The 16,034-nt window shown below is 67.1% G+C and carries 17 protein-coding genes; 15 read left to right on the top strand and 2 right to left on the bottom strand.

Features of this window, described 5'->3' with window-relative positions; genetic code table 11:
• Positions 1 to 58: 58 nt before the first annotated feature.
• Together GobsT_RS32640 and mutM are read right to left on the bottom strand one after the other, a co-directional pair.
• Entirely contained in the window at positions 59 to 1,714 is a 1,656-nt protein-coding gene (locus tag GobsT_RS32640) for an ATP-binding protein (RefSeq protein WP_010051727.1), read from the bottom strand.
• A 523-nt stretch (positions 1,715 to 2,237) separates the two neighbouring features.
• A complete protein-coding gene (mutM, locus tag GobsT_RS32635) occupies positions 2,238 to 3,290 on the bottom strand; it encodes a bifunctional DNA-formamidopyrimidine glycosylase/DNA-(apurinic or apyrimidinic site) lyase (RefSeq protein ID WP_148087961.1) in 1,053 nt (350 codons plus the stop codon).
• 130 nt (positions 3,291 to 3,420) lie between these two features.
• On the opposite strand from mutM, the gene trpB reads away from it, so the two are divergent.
• From trpB to GobsT_RS32560, 15 genes are all read left to right on the top strand, one after another.
• A complete protein-coding gene (gene trpB / locus GobsT_RS32630; RefSeq protein WP_029601371.1) occupies positions 3,421 to 4,638 on the top strand; it encodes a tryptophan synthase subunit beta in 1,218 nt (405 codons plus the stop codon).
• A gap of 274 nt (positions 4,639 to 4,912) precedes the next feature.
• Positions 4,913 to 5,281, top strand: a complete 369-nt coding sequence (locus GobsT_RS32625; protein WP_010037094.1) for a diacylglycerol kinase family protein — start codon at positions 4,913 to 4,915, stop codon at positions 5,279 to 5,281.
• Between the two features lie 3 nt (positions 5,282 to 5,284).
• A complete protein-coding gene (locus GobsT_RS32620; protein WP_010037096.1) occupies positions 5,285 to 6,136 on the top strand; it encodes a hypothetical protein in 852 nt (283 codons plus the stop codon).
• 468 nt (positions 6,137 to 6,604) lie between these two features.
• Positions 6,605 to 7,159 carry an ankyrin repeat domain-containing protein gene (locus GobsT_RS32615; RefSeq protein WP_010037097.1) on the top strand — a complete coding sequence of 185 codons (555 nt, stop codon included), beginning with the start codon at positions 6,605 to 6,607 and terminating at the stop codon, positions 7,157 to 7,159.
• A 129-nt stretch (positions 7,160 to 7,288) separates the two neighbouring features.
• Positions 7,289 to 7,891: a hypothetical protein gene (locus tag GobsT_RS32610; protein WP_010037098.1), complete on the top strand. Its 603-nt coding sequence runs from the start codon at positions 7,289 to 7,291 to the stop codon at positions 7,889 to 7,891.
• A gap of 70 nt (positions 7,892 to 7,961) precedes the next feature.
• A complete protein-coding gene (locus GobsT_RS32605) occupies positions 7,962 to 9,197 on the top strand; it encodes a TlpA family protein disulfide reductase (RefSeq protein ID WP_010037100.1) in 1,236 nt (411 codons plus the stop codon).
• Between the two features lie 44 nt (positions 9,198 to 9,241).
• Positions 9,242 to 9,742 (top strand): TIGR03067 domain-containing protein, encoded by a 501-nt coding sequence (locus tag GobsT_RS32600; protein ID WP_010037101.1) that lies wholly within the window; start codon positions 9,242 to 9,244, stop codon positions 9,740 to 9,742.
• Between the two features lie 123 nt (positions 9,743 to 9,865).
• Positions 9,866 to 10,867 (top strand): tetratricopeptide repeat protein, encoded by a 1,002-nt coding sequence (locus GobsT_RS32595; RefSeq protein ID WP_148087960.1) that lies wholly within the window; start codon positions 9,866 to 9,868, stop codon positions 10,865 to 10,867.
• Positions 10,868 to 10,943: 76 nt separating this feature from the next.
• Entirely contained in the window at positions 10,944 to 11,459 is a 516-nt protein-coding gene (locus GobsT_RS32590; protein ID WP_010037104.1) for a hypothetical protein, read from the top strand.
• 206 nt (positions 11,460 to 11,665) lie between these two features.
• Positions 11,666 to 12,376 (top strand): DUF1349 domain-containing protein, encoded by a 711-nt coding sequence (locus tag GobsT_RS32585; protein WP_010037106.1) that lies wholly within the window; start codon positions 11,666 to 11,668, stop codon positions 12,374 to 12,376.
• 164 nt (positions 12,377 to 12,540) lie between these two features.
• Positions 12,541 to 12,984, top strand: a complete 444-nt coding sequence (locus GobsT_RS32580) for a hypothetical protein (RefSeq protein ID WP_010037107.1) — start codon at positions 12,541 to 12,543, stop codon at positions 12,982 to 12,984.
• A gap of 216 nt (positions 12,985 to 13,200) precedes the next feature.
• Positions 13,201 to 13,842 (top strand): HEAT repeat domain-containing protein, encoded by a 642-nt coding sequence (locus tag GobsT_RS32575; RefSeq protein WP_010037108.1) that lies wholly within the window; start codon positions 13,201 to 13,203, stop codon positions 13,840 to 13,842.
• Between the two features lie 114 nt (positions 13,843 to 13,956).
• Positions 13,957 to 14,439 carry a hypothetical protein gene (locus tag GobsT_RS32570; protein ID WP_197905161.1) on the top strand — a complete coding sequence of 161 codons (483 nt, stop codon included), beginning with the start codon at positions 13,957 to 13,959 and terminating at the stop codon, positions 14,437 to 14,439.
• Between the two features lie 88 nt (positions 14,440 to 14,527).
• On the top strand, positions 14,528 to 15,418 hold the full coding sequence (locus GobsT_RS32565) for an ankyrin repeat domain-containing protein (protein ID WP_010037110.1): 891 nt from the start codon (positions 14,528 to 14,530) through the stop codon (positions 15,416 to 15,418).
• 127 nt (positions 15,419 to 15,545) lie between these two features.
• The gene (locus GobsT_RS32560; RefSeq protein WP_010037112.1) at positions 15,546 to 16,013 is read left to right on the top strand and encodes a hypothetical protein; all 468 of its coding nucleotides are present in this window, start codon (positions 15,546 to 15,548) and stop codon (positions 16,011 to 16,013) included.
• The last annotated feature ends 21 nt before the right edge of the window (positions 16,014 to 16,034 follow it).

The raw sequence follows: 16,034 nt of genomic DNA, 5'->3' as shown, positions 1-16,034 counted from the left end.
CCCCCAACCCCTCCCTTTAGGTTAGGGAGGGGTTGGGGGTGGGTTGCCTTCGCCCCGCTCAACTCACGGCCCCCTCCGGGTGCGGCAACTGCGGCTCCTCGCTCAGCTCGAAGCCCAGCAGCGGCTCGTCGGCCAGGCGGGCGGCGATGCGCACCGTGAAGGTGCTCCCGCGGCCCAGCTCGCTGTGGACCGTCACGTCCCCGCCGAGCAGCTTCGCCAGCTCCCGCACGATCGACAGCCCCAGTCCGGTGCCCCCCTGCTCGCGGGTCATCGGGTTCGCGGCCTGCCGGAACTTCTCGAAGATCAGGTCCTGCTCCTCGGGCGCGATGCCGACCCCGGTGTCGGTGACCGTCAGCACCAGGTCGGTCCCGTCGGTCGCCGCCTTGAGCGTCACCCGGCCGCCCTCGGGGGTGAACTTCACCGCGTTGGACAGCAGGTTCGTGATGATCTGGTGCACCTTGCCGGCGTCCTGGCGGGTGGCCGGCGCGTGCGGGTCGGCCGCCACCCGCACGTCGATGTTCTTCTTCTCGGCCTGCGGGCGGATCTGGGCCGCCGCGTGCTCGCACGCGGCGGCCGCGTTGAACGGCTCCGGGTGCAGCCGCATCTTCCCCGCCTCCAGCTTGGCGAGCTCCAGGATGTCGTTGATGAGCGCCGTCAGCCGCTGGCCGCTGGTCATGATGTTGCCCGCGTACCGCTGCTGCTTCTCGGTGAGGTTCTCGGCCGCGATCAGCACCTCCGAGAACCCGATGATGCTGTTCAGCGGGTCGCGCAGCTCGTGGCTCATGGTGGAGAGGAACTCGCTCTTGAGCCGGTTGCTCTCGAACAGCGCCATGTTCACCCGGGCCAGCTCGTCCACCTTGCGGTCCAGGTCGGCGATCAGCTTGCGGTTCCGCTCCTGGATGTTGGTGAGGTTGCGGAGCATCCGGTTGAACGCGTGCGACAGGTCCTCGAACTCGTCGCCGGTCTGGATCTCGCTGCGGATGTTGAGCTCGCCGGCGGCGATCGCCTCGGACACCTCCTTCAGGTGCTTCACCGGCTTCACGATCACGTACCGGATGATGAGGTAACTGCCCGCGATGATGAGCAGGGAGGTGCCGATGGCGAACGAGAACAGCAGCGCCCGGTTCGTGTGGAACCCCTCCTCGATCGACTGCGTGGAGATGCGGATGCGGACCACCCCCATCACCTGCCCGGGCTGCAGGTCCGGGTTGACGGCCTTGACGCCGGCCCGCAGGGGGTCCTTGTGGCACTCCACGCACGAGGGCTGGGCGCGGACCGCGGCATAGTAGTAGAAGGCGTTCTCCTTGGGGGCCTTGCGGGTCTCCTCGTTCTTCAGCGGGTCGGTGGTGAGCTTGGTGAACACCGGCAGGTCGTCGCTGTCGGGCTTGTCGGCGTCGTCCAGGGCCTTCGGCTTGAGCAGCCGGACGTTGTACCCGCGGAGCGTCTGCGGCCAGTGCCAGTCCCCCTCCGCGAGGTGCTGGAACTCGTCCACCGCCTTCAGCACGTCCCCCTTCACGTGCATCCGGGCCACGCTCGGCGCCAGCAACGCGCGGCCGGTGGTTTCGAGCTGCTCGGAGGCCAGGTCCTCGGTCTGCTTGGAGTAGACCCAGAAGCTGCCGGTCATGAGCACCAGAACCCCGGCCCCGAGCAGCCACCGGCACTTCCGCTCCAAACTGGTCTCACCGACCAGCCGCTTGAACGCCTTGTAGGACATGGCAGAGGGGGCAAGAGTTAAGGGTCAGGGGTCAGGAGTTAAGAGTTAGGGCGCGCCGTCAGGAATGTCGGCACATCGGGCACTTCCCCATCGCATTTCCTCGCATACCGCTTCCAGAAGTTTTGCTTTTCGTCGCGACCGCCCGCCGCAGAGTCTTCGGCACCGGGTTCCGTTCGCCTGCTCCAGCCGATTTCACGAAGGGTTCGGATTCGTAAATCGTTTTTCAGCAAGATATTGTGTCGCGTCTCTCGGATGCTTTCGGCTCCGATACCGGTCGCTCTCGGGCACGTCTCCCGGGGCTTGAGGGGCCGGATTCCGTGGTAGCGATGCCCCAGCGGGGCGGTAGTCCGTTGCCCGCGAATGTCCAGTCGGTGACCCATCGCCTGCGACCGGTCGGCGCTGTAACCCCCGTTACACCTTCGTCCGAAGGGGGACGACGTGCAACCGGTCGGAACCTTCGCCGGTCGGCACTGTAACCCCCGTTACACCACGGTCCTGGCGCCAGCGGGTTTATGTATCGGGCTCACTTGCCGCGCGTCGTCCGCTTCTTCTTACCGGTAGCCGGCTTCTGTCCCTCGGGGGCCTGGCACCGGGGGCAGAAGTGCGAGGCGCGGCCGGCGTAGCGGGCGCACACCACCGCCGCCGCGCAGGTCGGGCACGGCTCGCCCGTGCGGCCGTACACCGCGAACTCGTTCTGGAACCCGCCGCGCAACCCGGACCCGCCCACGTAGTCGCGGATCGTGCTCCCGCGCGACTCGATCGCCCGCGTGAGGACGGCTTCGACCGCCTCCCGCAGCGCGTCGCACTCCCCGGCGGTCAGCTTGTTGCCGGGGCGCCCGGGGTGCAGTTTCGCGCGAAAGCACGCCTCGTCCGCGTAGATGTTGCCGACGCCCGCCACAACCGTCTGATCCAGCAAGACCGCTTTAAGGTTGCGGCCCGTGCCGCTCACCGCCGCGCGGAAGTAGTCGGCGTCGATGTTGAACGGCTCCGGCCCGAGTTCCGCGTTCATCTCCGATTCGACCGCCGCCCGGTCCGCGAAGAACTCCGCCGACCCGAACCGGCGCTGGTCGCGGAACCGCAACTCGTGACCGTTGTCGAGCGCGAACACTGCGTGCAGGTGGTCGGGCTCGGGCGCGTCCGCCGGAACAACGGTGAACTGCCCGGTCATGCCCAGGTGAACGCGGAGCAGGGGGGAAGACCTACCCCCCGGCCCCCTCCCTAAAGGGAAGGGGAGCAAAGCCACGTTGGAACCGATTTGCGAATCGAGTTCGCGAGACGTTGCGCCCGAACTCCCCCTCCCTGAAGGGAGGGGGTTGGGGGGTGGGTCTGCCTTCCTCCCCCTCCCTTCAGGGAGGGGGTTGGGGGGTGGGTCTGCCTTGCACTCCAGGTCAACGAGAATCCACTTCCCCCGGCGCCGAACGGCTTCCACCCGGGTTCCCGCGAGTGCGGCGGCCCAGGCGGGGTTCCACGTTCGGCGCAGCTTGAACGCGCTGCGCCGGACGGCGGTAATCACCCGCCCGGTGAGCAGCGGGCGCAGGTCGCGGACGACGGTCTCAACTTCCGGCAGTTCGGGCATGAACGCTCCACCGCGCACAACGGGCAGAGAAATTATGGCGCATCCGCCCCCCGGCGCGAACCCCGGTCGGGCTGCTACAATCAGACTCTGGCCCGTTTCGCTTCCCGTGTCACTCCCCGGTACTCGACATATGGCAGTAGCGACCCCCGCTCCGGTTTCCCAGGTGCCCGACGCCCGCGGCCGGTTCGGCCCGTTCGGCGGCCGGTTCGTGCCCGAAACGCTCATGTTCGCGCTCGAGCAGCTCGACGCCGCGTACCGCGAGGCCAGGTCCGACCCGGCGTTCATCAGCGAGTTCCACACGCTCCTGAACGAGTACGTCGGCCGGCCGTCGCGCCTCTACTTCGCCGAGCGGCTCACGAAGGAGGCCGGCGGCGCGCGCATCTACCTGAAGCGCGAGGACCTGAACCACACCGGCGCGCACAAGATCAACAACGCGATCGGCCAGGCGCTCATCACGAAGCGCATGGGCAAGAAGCGCGTGATCGCCGAGACCGGCGCCGGGATGCACGGCGTCGCCACGGCCACCGCCGCGGCGCTGTTCGGGCTCACGTGCCGCGTCTACATGGGCACCGAGGACATCCGCCGCCAGGAGCTGAACGTGTTCCGGATGCGCGCGATGGGGGCCGAGGTGTACCCCGTCGAGAGCGGCAGCAAAACCCTCAAAGACGCCACCAACGAGGCCATGCGCGAGTGGATGTCGAGCGTGGAGCACACGCACTACATCATCGGCAGCGTGGTGGGGCCGCACCCGTTCCCCGCGATGGTCCGGGACTTCCAGAGCGTGATCGGCACGGAAACCAAGCAGCAGAGCTTCCAGCAGTTCGGGAAGATGCCCGAGGTGGTGGTGGCGTGCGTGGGCGGCGGCTCGAACGCCGCGGGCATGTTCTACCCGTTCGTGGACGAGCCCGGGGTGGAACTGGTCGGCGTCGAGGCCGGGGGCCGCGGTGCGAAGGCCGGCGACCACGCCGCCACGTTGAGCAACGGCAAACCCGGGGTGCTGCACGGCAGCTTCAGCTACGTGCTTCAGGACGACGACGGCCAGACCGCGGACGTTCACAGCGTCAGCGCGGGCCTGGACTACCCCGGCGTCGGCCCCGAGCACAGCTACTGGCACGACGCGAACCGGGTGCAGTATTGCAGCGTGACCGACGAGGACGCGCTGGACGCGTTCCACCTGTGCGGGCGCCTGGAGGGCATCCTGCCGGCCCTGGAAACCGCTCACGCGGTGGTCGAGGCCATGCGCATCGCCGCCAAGCGGCCGAAGGACGAGGTGGTGGTGGTGTGCTTCTCGGGCCGCGGCGACAAGGACTGCGCCGAAGTCGCCCGGCTGATGGCCGCGAAGAAGTGAAGAGGCAGTAGCCGCGAAGACGTGAAGAGGCAGTAGCCACAAAAACGCACAAAGGGCACAAAAGAAAACCGAAGAGAAAAGCAGAAGAGGCAGTAGCCACAAAAACGCACAAAGGGCACAAAAGAAAGCGAAGAGCAAGAGGGTGTTCAATGCACCTGCTGTTTGGTTTCCTTTTGTGCCCTTTGTGCGTTTTTGTGGCTACTGCCTCTTCACGTCTTCGCGGCGCACCACTGACAACCACAAAACCGATGAGTGCCGACGAGCCCGTGTCGCCATGAACTTCCGAAAGCTCGTTCGCAGCCTCACGATCGGTTGCGCCGGCCTGATCGACGTGATCCGGTCTGAGCAGAACATGCGGATTCACTGCGTGGTTGCGGCGGGGGTGACCGCCGCGGGGGGCGTGTTCGCGCTCGCCGCCTGGGAGTGGGTTGCGGTCGTGCTCTGCATCGGTCTGGTGCTCTCCGCCGAGTGCATGAACACCGCGCTCGAACGGCTCGCCGACCGCGTTACGCAAGAGCGTGACCCGCTCATCAAGCAGGCGAAAGATTGTGGCGCGGCGGCGGTGCTGGTGGTCGCGCTCACGGCGGTCGTGGTCGGCGGCGCGGTGTTTGTGCCCAAAATCGGGGCCGCGGTGGGGTGGTGAGTCATGTCCGACGGAAGCCCCATCACCGATGACCACGCGCCCCCGTTTCGCTGGTGGCTGCTCCCCAGTTGGCTGGGGCTCGACGCCCCGTGCGTCGCGCTGACCTGGACCTGGGCCACCGGCCGCGCGTCCGGGGTCGCGCTGCACGCCCGGCCCGCGGCCGCGATGTTCCTGGTGGTGTGGTTCATCTACCTGTCCGACCGGCTCATTGATGTCGCCCGCTGCCGGGACTGGACGCACGCCACCGGCCGGCTGCGGTTCGGGCGGAGCGCCCGGCCGCTGTTCGGCGTCTGTCTCCTCGTGTGTCTGGTGGGCATCGTCGCGCTACTCGGGGCTGGCTTGCCGGCCGAGGTGATTCAGCGCGCGGCGCTCGTCGCGATCGGGGTGGGTCTTCACGGGCTGCTGTTCGTGGTCCCGGTTTTGTTCCGGACGAAGCTTCCCGGTAAAGAGTTCGGCGTCGGGCTGTTCTTCGCGCTGGGCGCCTACGCGTGCCTGGGTGAGGCGGCGCGGACGTGGCCGCTTCTGGTATCGGTGTTCCTGGTGGTGACGTTCGCCTGTCTGGTGATCGCCGCCCGTGACGCCGACAGCGACCGGGTGAACGACCCCGGGGGCGCGTCCCGCTGGTGGCGGACCATGAACCGCGATCTGGTCTGGCTCGGAGTCGCGCTGACGCTGGCCGCGGCCCTGACGGCGGTTGGTGGCCGCGCGTTCGGCCTCTCGCTCGCGGTGTCCTTCGCCGGGCTCACGGCGCTGCACGGCGCCGCCCACCGGCTGAGCGGCGACGCCGTGCGGGCGCTGGCCGACGTGCTGCTCCTGACGCCCGTTCCGATCCTGGGCGCGTTCGCGCTGCTGTGAGCGTGACCGGCACGGGAACGCGCGGAGAAGTGGGGCCAACCGCAGAGGAAGAAGTAATGGCCGCAAAGAAGCACAAAGGGCACAAAAACGAGCCAAGCCAAGTCCAATAGCCTCCGACTCCCGGCCGAAAACCAACTCATCCGAAGCTCCGGGCGATTCATTCGTCCCGTGACCGTGCTCGAAACACGACTCCGGAACCGTCAGGGTACGCTGGCATCGAGACAACTGTAAACGACACGCACGCGCGGAACACGTGCGCGTGCGGGGGCACGAGTCCGCTCGATGAGTTGCAAGTTTCGCACGAACCCGTTACCTTGTTACTGCTCATATTGTGAAGACGGTATTCGTGCGGTAACTATCGCGGTCGTATTGGGCTGCCCCGCACGTGCGGGGGCAGGGGAAACGGTTCCGTGTCGGTGCGCGAGGCTTCGCACACTAAACACTGGTTCGGCGGCAGGAGGACAACCGATGGTTGCGACGTTGCTTCTTCCGGTGGTGCTGTCCATCCCGGCTCTCGGCAAAGCTCCGGAAGCAGCCGACCCGTACCGGGATGCCCTCGTCGAGGCGATCCACCACTTCGCGGAGGACGGCCAGCTGGCCCACCTGCGAGCCGTCCTCGAGAAGCACCCGAAGCTTCTCGACGCCAAGCGGGACCGGCAGCTCGGCAGGCCCACCCACGGCGACGACTACACGCCGCTGCAGACGGCGGCCCGGCACGGCCGGGGCGAGGTCGTCGCCTTCCTGGTCGAGAAGGGGGCGGGCGTGAATGTGGCCGATGGCTACGGGTACACGCCGCTGCACCTGGCCGCCGAGGGCGGGCACCTGGACGTGGTCAGGCGGCTGGTGAAGGCCGGCGCGAAGGCCGATGCCAGGACGACGGCGTTCCCCGAGAGTTTCGCCCCGGGCGGCCCGCCGGACGCGGCCCCGGTGAAGTTCCCCGCCGTCCCGGCCCGCACCGCGCTGCAGATCGCCGAGGACACGAAGCGGACCGAGGTGGTGACGTTCCTGAAGTCGGTCAAGTAAATCGCCGCGGGCCGAAGCCACGCTGAACCCGGCGCTGAACCTGACAACGCCAGGTGGTTTCCGACGCATTGCTCCCTGGGAGGGGGCGGTGCAGGTGAGCTTCATCGTTCGGCCACAGAGGGTGCTTCAATGGGATCGCCGGATCAACGCCGCACCCTTACCGCGAAGCTCGCCGTCAGCGCGGTCGCTGGCACCGCCTTTCTCGTCCACATGGCGTCAGAGCGGACACGGCTTGACACCACCGGGCTCGCCCTGATTGGATTGGCCATTCTCCCTTGGCTCGCTTCTGTCCTAACACGGGCCGAGTTGCCCGGCGGGTTGAAGGTCGAGTTCCAAGCCGTGAAAACCGAGCAGCGCCGGCAGGCTCAGGAGATCGATGCGATCAAGTTCCTATTGGCCTACTTCCTTACCGAGCATGAGTGCCGTCACCTGGAAGGGCTGGCTGCCAACAAGTCGTATCCCGCCCGTCGCAACTCGACGACCTCGTTTTTCGAGGCCGAAATGCGGCGGCTCAAGTCTCTCGGGTTCGTCGTCGGACGGCCGGGATGTGGCATCCGGTCACTGTTCGGAGCAATCGTTGAGGCGGCCGGAAAGGAGGTCAACGTCCGAGACCACTTCGAGATCACGCCGCGGGGCCAGGACTACCTTCGACTGCGCCGCGAGATGCTGACCCCGCTCGGGGGCGGAGCACCGGAGGCTGAACCCGGCGCGGCACCGGACGCCGCAAGCTGATTCGGGACGCACCGCTCATCCGGTGATGGCGGTGCAGGTGAGCTGTAGTTCGGCAAGATGAGGGCTGACCATGAGGTGCGTGTTGTTTGGGGCGGTGTTCTGCGGCGTCAGCTTTCTCCTCAACCCCGCCCTGGCCGATCCCCCGACACCCCCCGCGAGTTCACCCCCACGCGACCAGCCGGCGTGGGTCGCCGAGATCGAGGCGGCAGTCAAAGTCCAGAAGGGCCGTGAGCGGAAGATGTACGAGGAGTACGCCGCGAGGGGCGGGAAGGCGAAGGCCCCGGCCGAGCAGGACGCGGTCGACAAGTGGGCGGCCGACGCGGGCGAGGAGCTGAAGACGACCGACCGCGCCGCGGCCCGCGCCCTCATGCCGCTGCTGCGCGAGCACGCCGCAGACCCGCAGGTGTACATGGGGCTGGCCTTTGCAACGATGCACGGCGGCAGCGACGACCGGGAGGAGGCCGGTGCCCTGATGGGCCGGCACCACCTGTCCAACCCGATCGTGCTGAGCTGGGCCCAATTTGGGCGGGGTGGGGGGTGCGACGACTTCCGCGAGCCGATCATCCGCGGCCTCCTCGCCGAGCGGGCTAGGACCCCGAAGGAGCGGGCCTTGCTGCAGTTCGCGCTGGCCGTGCACCTGAAGGAGAAGGCCGAGGTCGCCCGGATGTCCGACCCGTCGATCGCCCGGCGGTACGGCCGGGACTTCATCTCCAAGGTCCGCAAGCGGGACGCGGCCAAGCTCGAGGTCGAGGCGCTGGGCATCCTCGACCAACTGGTCGCGAAGCAGGTGCCCGGCGAACTGCACCGCGGCGTGTCGATCGTGGAGCGGGCCAAGGAGGAGGCGTACGAGGTTCGCCACCTGGCGGTCGGGAAGAAGGCGCCGGAGGTCGTCGGCGAGGACCTCGACGGCCGGGCGATGAAGCTGAGCGACTACCGCGGCAAGGTGGCGGTGCTGACGTTCTGGCACAGCCGGTGTGGGCCGTGCCACGTGTTCGCGCGGCAGGAACTGAAGCTGGTCGCGCGGTTCGCCGGGCGGCCGTTCGCGGCGGTCGGGGCCAACGTCGACGAGGACCGGGACGCGGCGAAAGCCGTGGTCGAGGGGCTTAAGCTGCCGTGGCGGTCGTTCTGGTGCGGGCCGAAGGGTAACGCCGGCGAGGTCCCGCGGGCGTGGAACGTGAGCGGCTGGCCGACGGTGTACGTAATCGACCATGCCGGGGTGATCCGGGCGAAGGCGGTCCGCGGCCCGGAGCTGGATGGACTGCTCGACGAGCTGGTGAAGAAGGCGGAGGCCGACGCCCCAAGGTGACCGGCGGCGGCGGGTGAGCAACACGTTCGGCAAGTGGAGCAGGCATGCAGCGACGAATCGCACTGCTGTCGGTGGTATTCGCCACGATCGTTTTGCTCAACGGGTGCAGTCGGTCGCCAAGCGGCCCCGGCGTCGGGGCGAACGTGGACCCGCGGGCAAAGGCTGACGAACTGGCCGCGCTCGCGGGGACGTGGGTGTACGAGCGGCAGATTGTTGAGGGTAAGGAGATCCCGGCTGCGGAGATGGGTAGGAGCACCATCGTCATCCGCGAGGACACCATGACGCGGGAAGTGCACCGCGCCGACGGTCAACGGCTGTCCCCGATCAAGTCCACCATCTGGGTCGATCCGACTGCCAGCCCGAAGCAAATGGACGACGACGCGGCGATGCCGTTCGGGAAGAAGCGCCGGCCGGGGATTTACAAATTGGAGGGCGACCGACTCACCGTCTGCTACGACAACACCGGTGCGCAACGCCCGACGTCATTCGATTCGCCCGCCAATTCCTCGCTCGTGCTGACGGTACTCCGGCGACAAGGCAAGTAGCCGGCTGAGTTCAGGCGCCGAACCCGGCGCGGCACCGGACGCCGCAAGCTGATTCGGAACGCATCGCTCATCCGGTGATGGCGGTGCAGGTGAGCTTTCTGTTCGGCCACAGAGGGCAGCACGGTGGAAGTGACCCGCGAAATGGTCGAGGAAGCATTCCGCAATGACCACGCCGCGACGACCGTTCTGTTGGCCCCGCTTTGGCTCCAGTCCCACCCGGATGATCTTGGCATCATTCTCAATTACGCTGAGATGTTGTACAAGATGACGCGGTACGAGGAGGCCATCGGCGTATACGAGAACGCACTCGGCAAGATCGAGGAGGATGGACGTTGGGCGATCTACAACCAGCTCGGACGCATGTACCAGTACTGGGGGCACCCCGCGCGAGCGGAACCGTGGTTCCGGAAGGCGATCGAGATCGAGCCGGATGAACTCGCGAGCTACATGTTCCTCGGTGCGTGCCAAGCTCGTCAGGGGAAGCTGAACGAAGCCGAGGCGACGCACCGGGCCGCGACCCAGTGGGCGGAATCTTGGCTGCGGGACGAAGCGTATCACAACCTCGGTCTTGTCCTTCGCGGACAAGGCCGATTGAGCGAGGCGGCCGAGTGCTTCCGAAAGGCAATCGAGATCGACCCGAAGTACGCAGACGCCATCGAGGCGCTGGTCGATGTTGAAAAGGCGATGGTGTTCGCCCAAGGTGGCGCGGCCGAACCCGGCGCGGCGCCTGACACCGCCATCGGGTCTGGAACGCACCATTCATCCGGTGATGGCGGTGCAGGTGAGCTCATCGTTCGGCACACAGAGGGCTCTCGACCGATGAAGGTACCAGCCGAGGTGCTTGAGCGGTTGCGGAAATACCCGCAGCACTTCCCGTTGCCACTGGAGCCGATGCACGGCTGGCGGTCGTCGCCGGACGAGGGCGGGCACACGCACTGCGAGTCGTGCCGTGCCACCATCTACCGGGGCGACCCGGTGGTCGGCCGCTACCTGAAGTACGTCAGCGTGGTGTTCTGCCCGGACTGCGTACGGGACAATCCGGAGTTGTTCCGCGAGTGGCTGGCATCGCTGCCGGTGCGAGCCGCAGAGTCCGAACCCGGCGCGGCACCTGACACCGCCGGGTGATCAGGGGCGCACCGCTCATCCGGTGATGGCGGTGCCGGCGAGCTTAATGTTCGGTCACAGAAGCCGAGGAGGGGCGATGGACTACGCATCATTGCCGAGCTATCCACCACCCCCGTCGCACGCGCCCGAACCGCAACCGGGCAACGAGCGGCAACTCACCCCGCGCCAGACCCAAGTCCTCATCGACCTGACTTGGCTGGCCGGGATCATGGTCCTGATCCTTTGGACGCGGCATGCGGTCACCAACATCGAGCGGGCGCAGGCGGCCGAGCGCGCGCGGGCTGTTGCCCCACCACCGACGCCCCTCGACTTCGGTCTAGTTGCAGAGCGATTCGGCCAGATTCAGGCGGGAGCAAGCCGGGAAGAGGTCGAGCGATTACTCGGGCCTCCGACGGAGCGACGCGCGTGGGGGCCGGAGGTCGAGGAATTCGAACTGCGGTGGTGGAACGGGGGCAAGAACATCTTCCGTGCGGACCGGGAGTGGAACCGCTGGTCCGACCCGGCCAATCCGAACCGATGGGCGGCGGTCGTGTACTGGAGGTGGCCCGAGAAGGAACAGGCAGTGTATGGTAAGCTCAAGAAGGGGTTCTGAGCAAAGGCGAGCCGAACCCGGCGCCGCACCGGACCACGGCAAAATGTCTACTTTCCCGATCGGATCGCGGCTCCCCGCGGCCAGTGAGCTGATGTTCGGCGGCACCACGCAAGCGGTGAGCCTCGGGCACGAGGCGGATGAGAAGCTTGAATTGGCTTCGAATCTCGGAACGCTCTCGACTCGGGGTGCAGAACACGGAGATGTGTATGAAGCGATGGGGTCCACTCGCCAGCACGTCGGCCCTTGCGTTCCTGGTGACGTTTGTGTCCGCGGCCGCGCCGGTTCCGAAAGAGGACGGCGACACACGGTTGCGTCGGCTCTACGGCACACCCGTCGATCCGGACAAGGACTGTACTTTTGAACTCAAGCGGGACGCGCTCCAGATCACGATCCCGGCGACCCGTCATGTGGTCGAGGACGCGAGCCGGATGAACGCTCCCTACACCTGGAATGAGGTCAAGGGAGACTTTACCGCCACCGTCCGGGTCGCGTTCCCGATCCGCGTGGTCACGCCCCCGGGCGATAGTCAGAGGGCGGAGTCGAGGGCTGGTCTGCTCGCCATGGCCGGGGGTGAGGTGGTGCAGGTGGTGCGGACAGAGTTCACGTTCCCCCGGCCGATCCCCAACCCGCAACAAGAGAACTTTCACTTCAACCATTACACCACCAATCGCAGTTACGGTGCCAGCGCGGTTGACAAGGACGGGCCGGGAGATGCCGGCTACGTGCGGCTCACCCGAGCCGGAAAGGCGGTCGCATCTTTTTGGAGCCGTGACGGCAAGACGTGGCACGAGATCAAGTCGGACCACCGGGTCGGCTGGGAAGAGACGGTTCGCGTCGGGGTGGTAGCCGAGAACTCCTACCAAGCCCAGTTCGAGGTCACTATCGATCAGTTCCGGCTCACGCAACCGGCGAAGTGACTCGCCCACGTCGGCTCGGCACCTCGCCCCGCAAGAGGCCGAACCCGCGTGGCACCGGACCCGGCCACGTGATCGGTTTCCCGCTGCTTGCCGGGTGTCCGTCTGCGCGACTGGTGCCGCGGCCGGACCGGTGACCTTAATGTTCGGGGGCGGAGGGCGCACCGATGGGGCGGCGTGCTGGGGGGATCGTCGCGGGGGCCGTCATCGGCCTGATCGCCGGTGCCTTGGCCCCGGTCGTATTCATCGCCGCCTGTGTATGGGACGGCCGTGCGGAGTGGTCCGCGCTCACCGAGTCGGAATCCGTTCCGTACATCGCGACCTTGGTCGCGCTGGGTGCCGTAAACGGAGCGGTCGGTGCGTGGGACGGGTGGCGGTCAAGCCTGTACCGGGTGTGGCCGGTTGCCTGGGTGCCGGCCCTGCTGTTCCTGTTCCCCGCCGTCCAGTTGGTCCAATATCCTTCGGACTCGAAGACTTGGGGCGCGGCCCTTCTGGTGGTCGGTATCGTGGCCCCGTTCGTTTGGGTGGCCGGCCGGGTCGGGCAGGAAGTCGGCGTTCGGGTGCAGCCCAGGCACGTCGAACCCGGCGCTACACCTGACACCGCCATCTGATCTGGGACGCATCGCTCATCCGATGGTGGCGGTGCAGGTGAGCTCATTGTTCAGCCGCAGAAGTGGAAAGGAGTCCGGGAATGTTCTCTTTCATGGCCGTCGGTCTGGTCTGCCTTCTACCGGGCGATCAGGCGATCCCTCCGGATCGATACCCGACGTCTGCCGGAGGCCACCTGCGGCTGTTCCACCAACCGCAGAACGGCGACCGGGGGGGCTATGGCCAAATTGCTCCGGGAGGACAAGGCATGGGGCCGGCTCGGCCGTCAGACCTACCACAACGGGCTGCCGTTCCGGGTCGGTGATGAGGACTACAAGTGGGACGTCTCATACGACGCGGTCCGGGCTGTGGGCGGCGGCTTGCGGGTGTCGGTGTCGTACTCGGTCACGGACGCCCGTGGCGAGAAGGAATTGCTGCGCGGGTCGGCCGAGGTGCGATGCGACCCCAAGAAGCCGGCCCGGTTCCGGCTCGCCTCCGACTTCCGCGGGGGCGAACTGTACGCGGAGCTGTCCCTCCGCCCGGAGGGGCTTGTGGATCGGCAGCCGAACTTGGTACCGACACTCATCACGGCACTCGGGGCGGACGAGCCGATCCGTTCCGATGCGTTCCAGACGCTCGACTATCTCGGGTCCGACGCCGTCCCGGGTTTGGTCAAGGGGCTAAAGTCGGGGGACGCCTCTGTCCAGCCGTTGGTCGCCCAACTGCTGGGTCGGATCGTGGAGCGGGAGCCGTTCGTCCGTGATGACGTGGTCGGACCGCTCACCCGGGCGGTTCGGAGTCCTGACGCCGGCGTGCGAAAGGAAGCAACGCGAGCGTTGAAGTTGGCCGTCGTGGGGAGTCGCCGGCCCGGTCCGCCCTGACCTGCCGAACCCGGCGCGGCACCTGACGCCGCCGGCTGTATTGTGACGCACCGCTCATCCGGTGATGGCGGTGCAGGTGAGCGGTTTGTTCGGCAACCTTGAGGGCTGCACGGCGTGAAGCGGGTCCAGCGACATCAGGAGTCGTGGCACGTCCCACCCCCTCCGCCGGCGGTCGCGGTGTTCGCATGCCGAGGATGCGGAACCGCGCTGACCGCGCCGCTGCGGCGGTTGGACGACGCGGCGGCCCTTTGCGAGAAGGAATTGGCCCCGCTCGTACCGGAGAAGCATTACTGGCCGGTCGCGGCCGGGCACCTGCCGAGCAACTTCGACGGCCAGCCGGTGGACTTCACGGGCTGTTTCGCGGTCCGACCGGGTGCGCTGGTCGGGGTGGGCAACCACCCGGAGCGGGGGCGTTGGATCGGGTGCTGCGGGCCGAGCGGTGCCCACGGCCCCAATCGCATCTGTGCGTGCGGCCGCGTGGTCGGCACCGAGCGGTCGGACTGCATGTGGCCGGTCGCGGTCTACCTCGACCCACAGGCCGTCCGTGCCGTGGAGCAAGGCGCCGAACCCGGCACGCCACCGGACACCGCCGGCTGATTCGGTGCGCATCGCTCATCCGGTGGTGGGCGGTGCCGGTGATCAGTTTGTTCGACGTGCTGCGTGTGGTAGAGCAAGGAGGAAGGTCATGCGAACGGCGTCGTTGCTCCTGATCGGGTGTTTGTGTCTCGTGGGCGCGGGCGGTGCTTCCCGCGCCGAGGAGCCCAAACGTACCGATCCTGCCGTCCTCAAAGCGCTGCACACGACGTTCGCCGATGGAAAAGACGACGCGATCCTGAAGCTGGTGAAGCAGAACCCGTCACTCGTCCACGACGCGGACGAATCCGACTGCACCGCTCTGCATTACGCGGCCCGGTACGGCCGCGTGGAAACGGCCAAGTGGCTGATCGATCAGAAGGCCGACGTGAACTCCGTCTCCTACAACCGGTACACCCCGATGCACGTCGTCAGTAACGCGGCTGTCGCCAAACTTCTGATCAAGGCCGGGGCGGATCTGAACCGGAAGGACGCTTGGGGGAACACGCCTCTTCAACGGGCGGCCGAGGACGAACACGCGGATGTCGCCGAGGCCGTCCTGGCCTCCGGCGTCGCGCTCGACTTGCGGTCGGCGATCATGCTCAAGAAGCGGGACGCGGTCAAGAAGATGCTCAAGGACGATCCGAAGCTGGCGCGGCGGCCGTCCGAGGGATCGAACCTGTGGGGAAGTATCACCCCGCTGGGGCTGGCCGCCGGCCGGAAGGACAAGGAGATCGTTCAACTCCTTCTGGACGCCGGGGCCGACGTGAACGAGGGGACGTTCATGCCCAACGCCGGCGGGGAGGCCACCGCTTTGACAAACGCGGTCTGGGCCGGGGACAAAGAGATCGTCAAGCTTTTGCTCGCTCGGGGGGCCAAAACGGACGTGACCGGTGGGAAGTTTTACCCGAACATCCTGGACTACGCGCGCAAGCACTCCAGCCAGGAGATCGTGGAATCGCTGGAGAAGGCCGGAGCCAAGGTATCGGGCCAACGGAAGTAGCCACGTCGGGTGACGCCGAACCCGGTGCGGCACCGGGCACCGCCGGCTGACTCGGGACGCACCGCTCATCCGGTGGCGGCGGTGCCGGTGAGGTTGTTGTTCGGTACGCGGGGGAGGCGAGGGTTGCGTGGATGCGATTGCAGTGTACGAAGCGGTCACGTTTGAGGGCCGGCACCGGTTCGTGCTGTTACTTGATGCGATCCGTGTCACCAGCACGATCTTCCTTCGGGGCGAGATCGAGGCCATGCTGCCGCTGGCCGGACTGCAACCGCGAGTGGATTGGTTGCGGCTGAGGAGCAGTACATTTTGGTCGGGACTCATGGGCGCGACGCTAGCGGGGTGCGGCTGGCCGGTGCTTGTGGAAGGGCTCAAGCTCGACCCCCTGGGGCTCGGTGCCGTTCTCGTCGGTGGGGTCGGCCTGGTCTGTGCGTCGGTGGCATTGGCAACCGTCCGCAAAACCGAATTCGCTCAGCTCGTGACCGATGCGGGTGTACCGGCGCTGCTCATTGCTCGGGCACGGCGCGGAGTTGGAGACTTTGATGAGTTCGTCGAGCAGGTGCATCAGCAGATCCGAGTATGTAAGGGGCTCAACTGAGTCGCGCCAGCCGCGGCGTGC

Source organism: Gemmata obscuriglobus, assembly GCF_008065095.1.
Lineage (GTDB): Bacteria > Planctomycetota > Planctomycetia > Gemmatales > Gemmataceae > Gemmata > Gemmata obscuriglobus.
Note: the sequence above shows the minus strand (reverse complement) of the source record. Positions and strands in the feature narration are given on the sequence as shown.

Excerpts from the sequence above, each read along its gene's own strand:
- GobsT_RS32640 (WP_010051727.1), bottom strand. The coding sequence starts at position 1,714 with ATGTCCTACAAGGCGTTCAAGCGGCTGGTCGGTGAGACCAGTTTGGAG.
- mutM (WP_148087961.1), bottom strand. The coding sequence starts at position 3,290 with ATGCCCGAACTGCCGGAAGTTGAGACCGTCGTCCGCGACCTGCGCCCG.
- trpB (WP_029601371.1), top strand. The coding sequence starts at position 3,421 with ATGGCAGTAGCGACCCCCGCTCCGGTTTCCCAGGTGCCCGACGCCCGC.
- GobsT_RS32625 (WP_010037094.1), top strand. The coding sequence starts at position 4,913 with ATGAACTTCCGAAAGCTCGTTCGCAGCCTCACGATCGGTTGCGCCGGC.
- GobsT_RS32620 (WP_010037096.1), top strand. The coding sequence starts at position 5,285 with ATGTCCGACGGAAGCCCCATCACCGATGACCACGCGCCCCCGTTTCGC.
- GobsT_RS32615 (WP_010037097.1), top strand. The coding sequence starts at position 6,605 with ATGGTTGCGACGTTGCTTCTTCCGGTGGTGCTGTCCATCCCGGCTCTC.
- GobsT_RS32610 (WP_010037098.1), top strand. The coding sequence starts at position 7,289 with ATGGGATCGCCGGATCAACGCCGCACCCTTACCGCGAAGCTCGCCGTC.
- GobsT_RS32605 (WP_010037100.1), top strand. The coding sequence starts at position 7,962 with ATGAGGTGCGTGTTGTTTGGGGCGGTGTTCTGCGGCGTCAGCTTTCTC.
- GobsT_RS32600 (WP_010037101.1), top strand. The coding sequence starts at position 9,242 with ATGCAGCGACGAATCGCACTGCTGTCGGTGGTATTCGCCACGATCGTT.
- GobsT_RS32590 (WP_010037104.1), top strand. The coding sequence starts at position 10,944 with ATGGACTACGCATCATTGCCGAGCTATCCACCACCCCCGTCGCACGCG.
- GobsT_RS32585 (WP_010037106.1), top strand. The coding sequence starts at position 11,666 with ATGAAGCGATGGGGTCCACTCGCCAGCACGTCGGCCCTTGCGTTCCTG.
- GobsT_RS32580 (WP_010037107.1), top strand. The coding sequence starts at position 12,541 with ATGGGGCGGCGTGCTGGGGGGATCGTCGCGGGGGCCGTCATCGGCCTG.
- GobsT_RS32575 (WP_010037108.1), top strand. The coding sequence starts at position 13,201 with ATGGCCAAATTGCTCCGGGAGGACAAGGCATGGGGCCGGCTCGGCCGT.
- GobsT_RS32565 (WP_010037110.1), top strand. The coding sequence starts at position 14,528 with ATGCGAACGGCGTCGTTGCTCCTGATCGGGTGTTTGTGTCTCGTGGGC.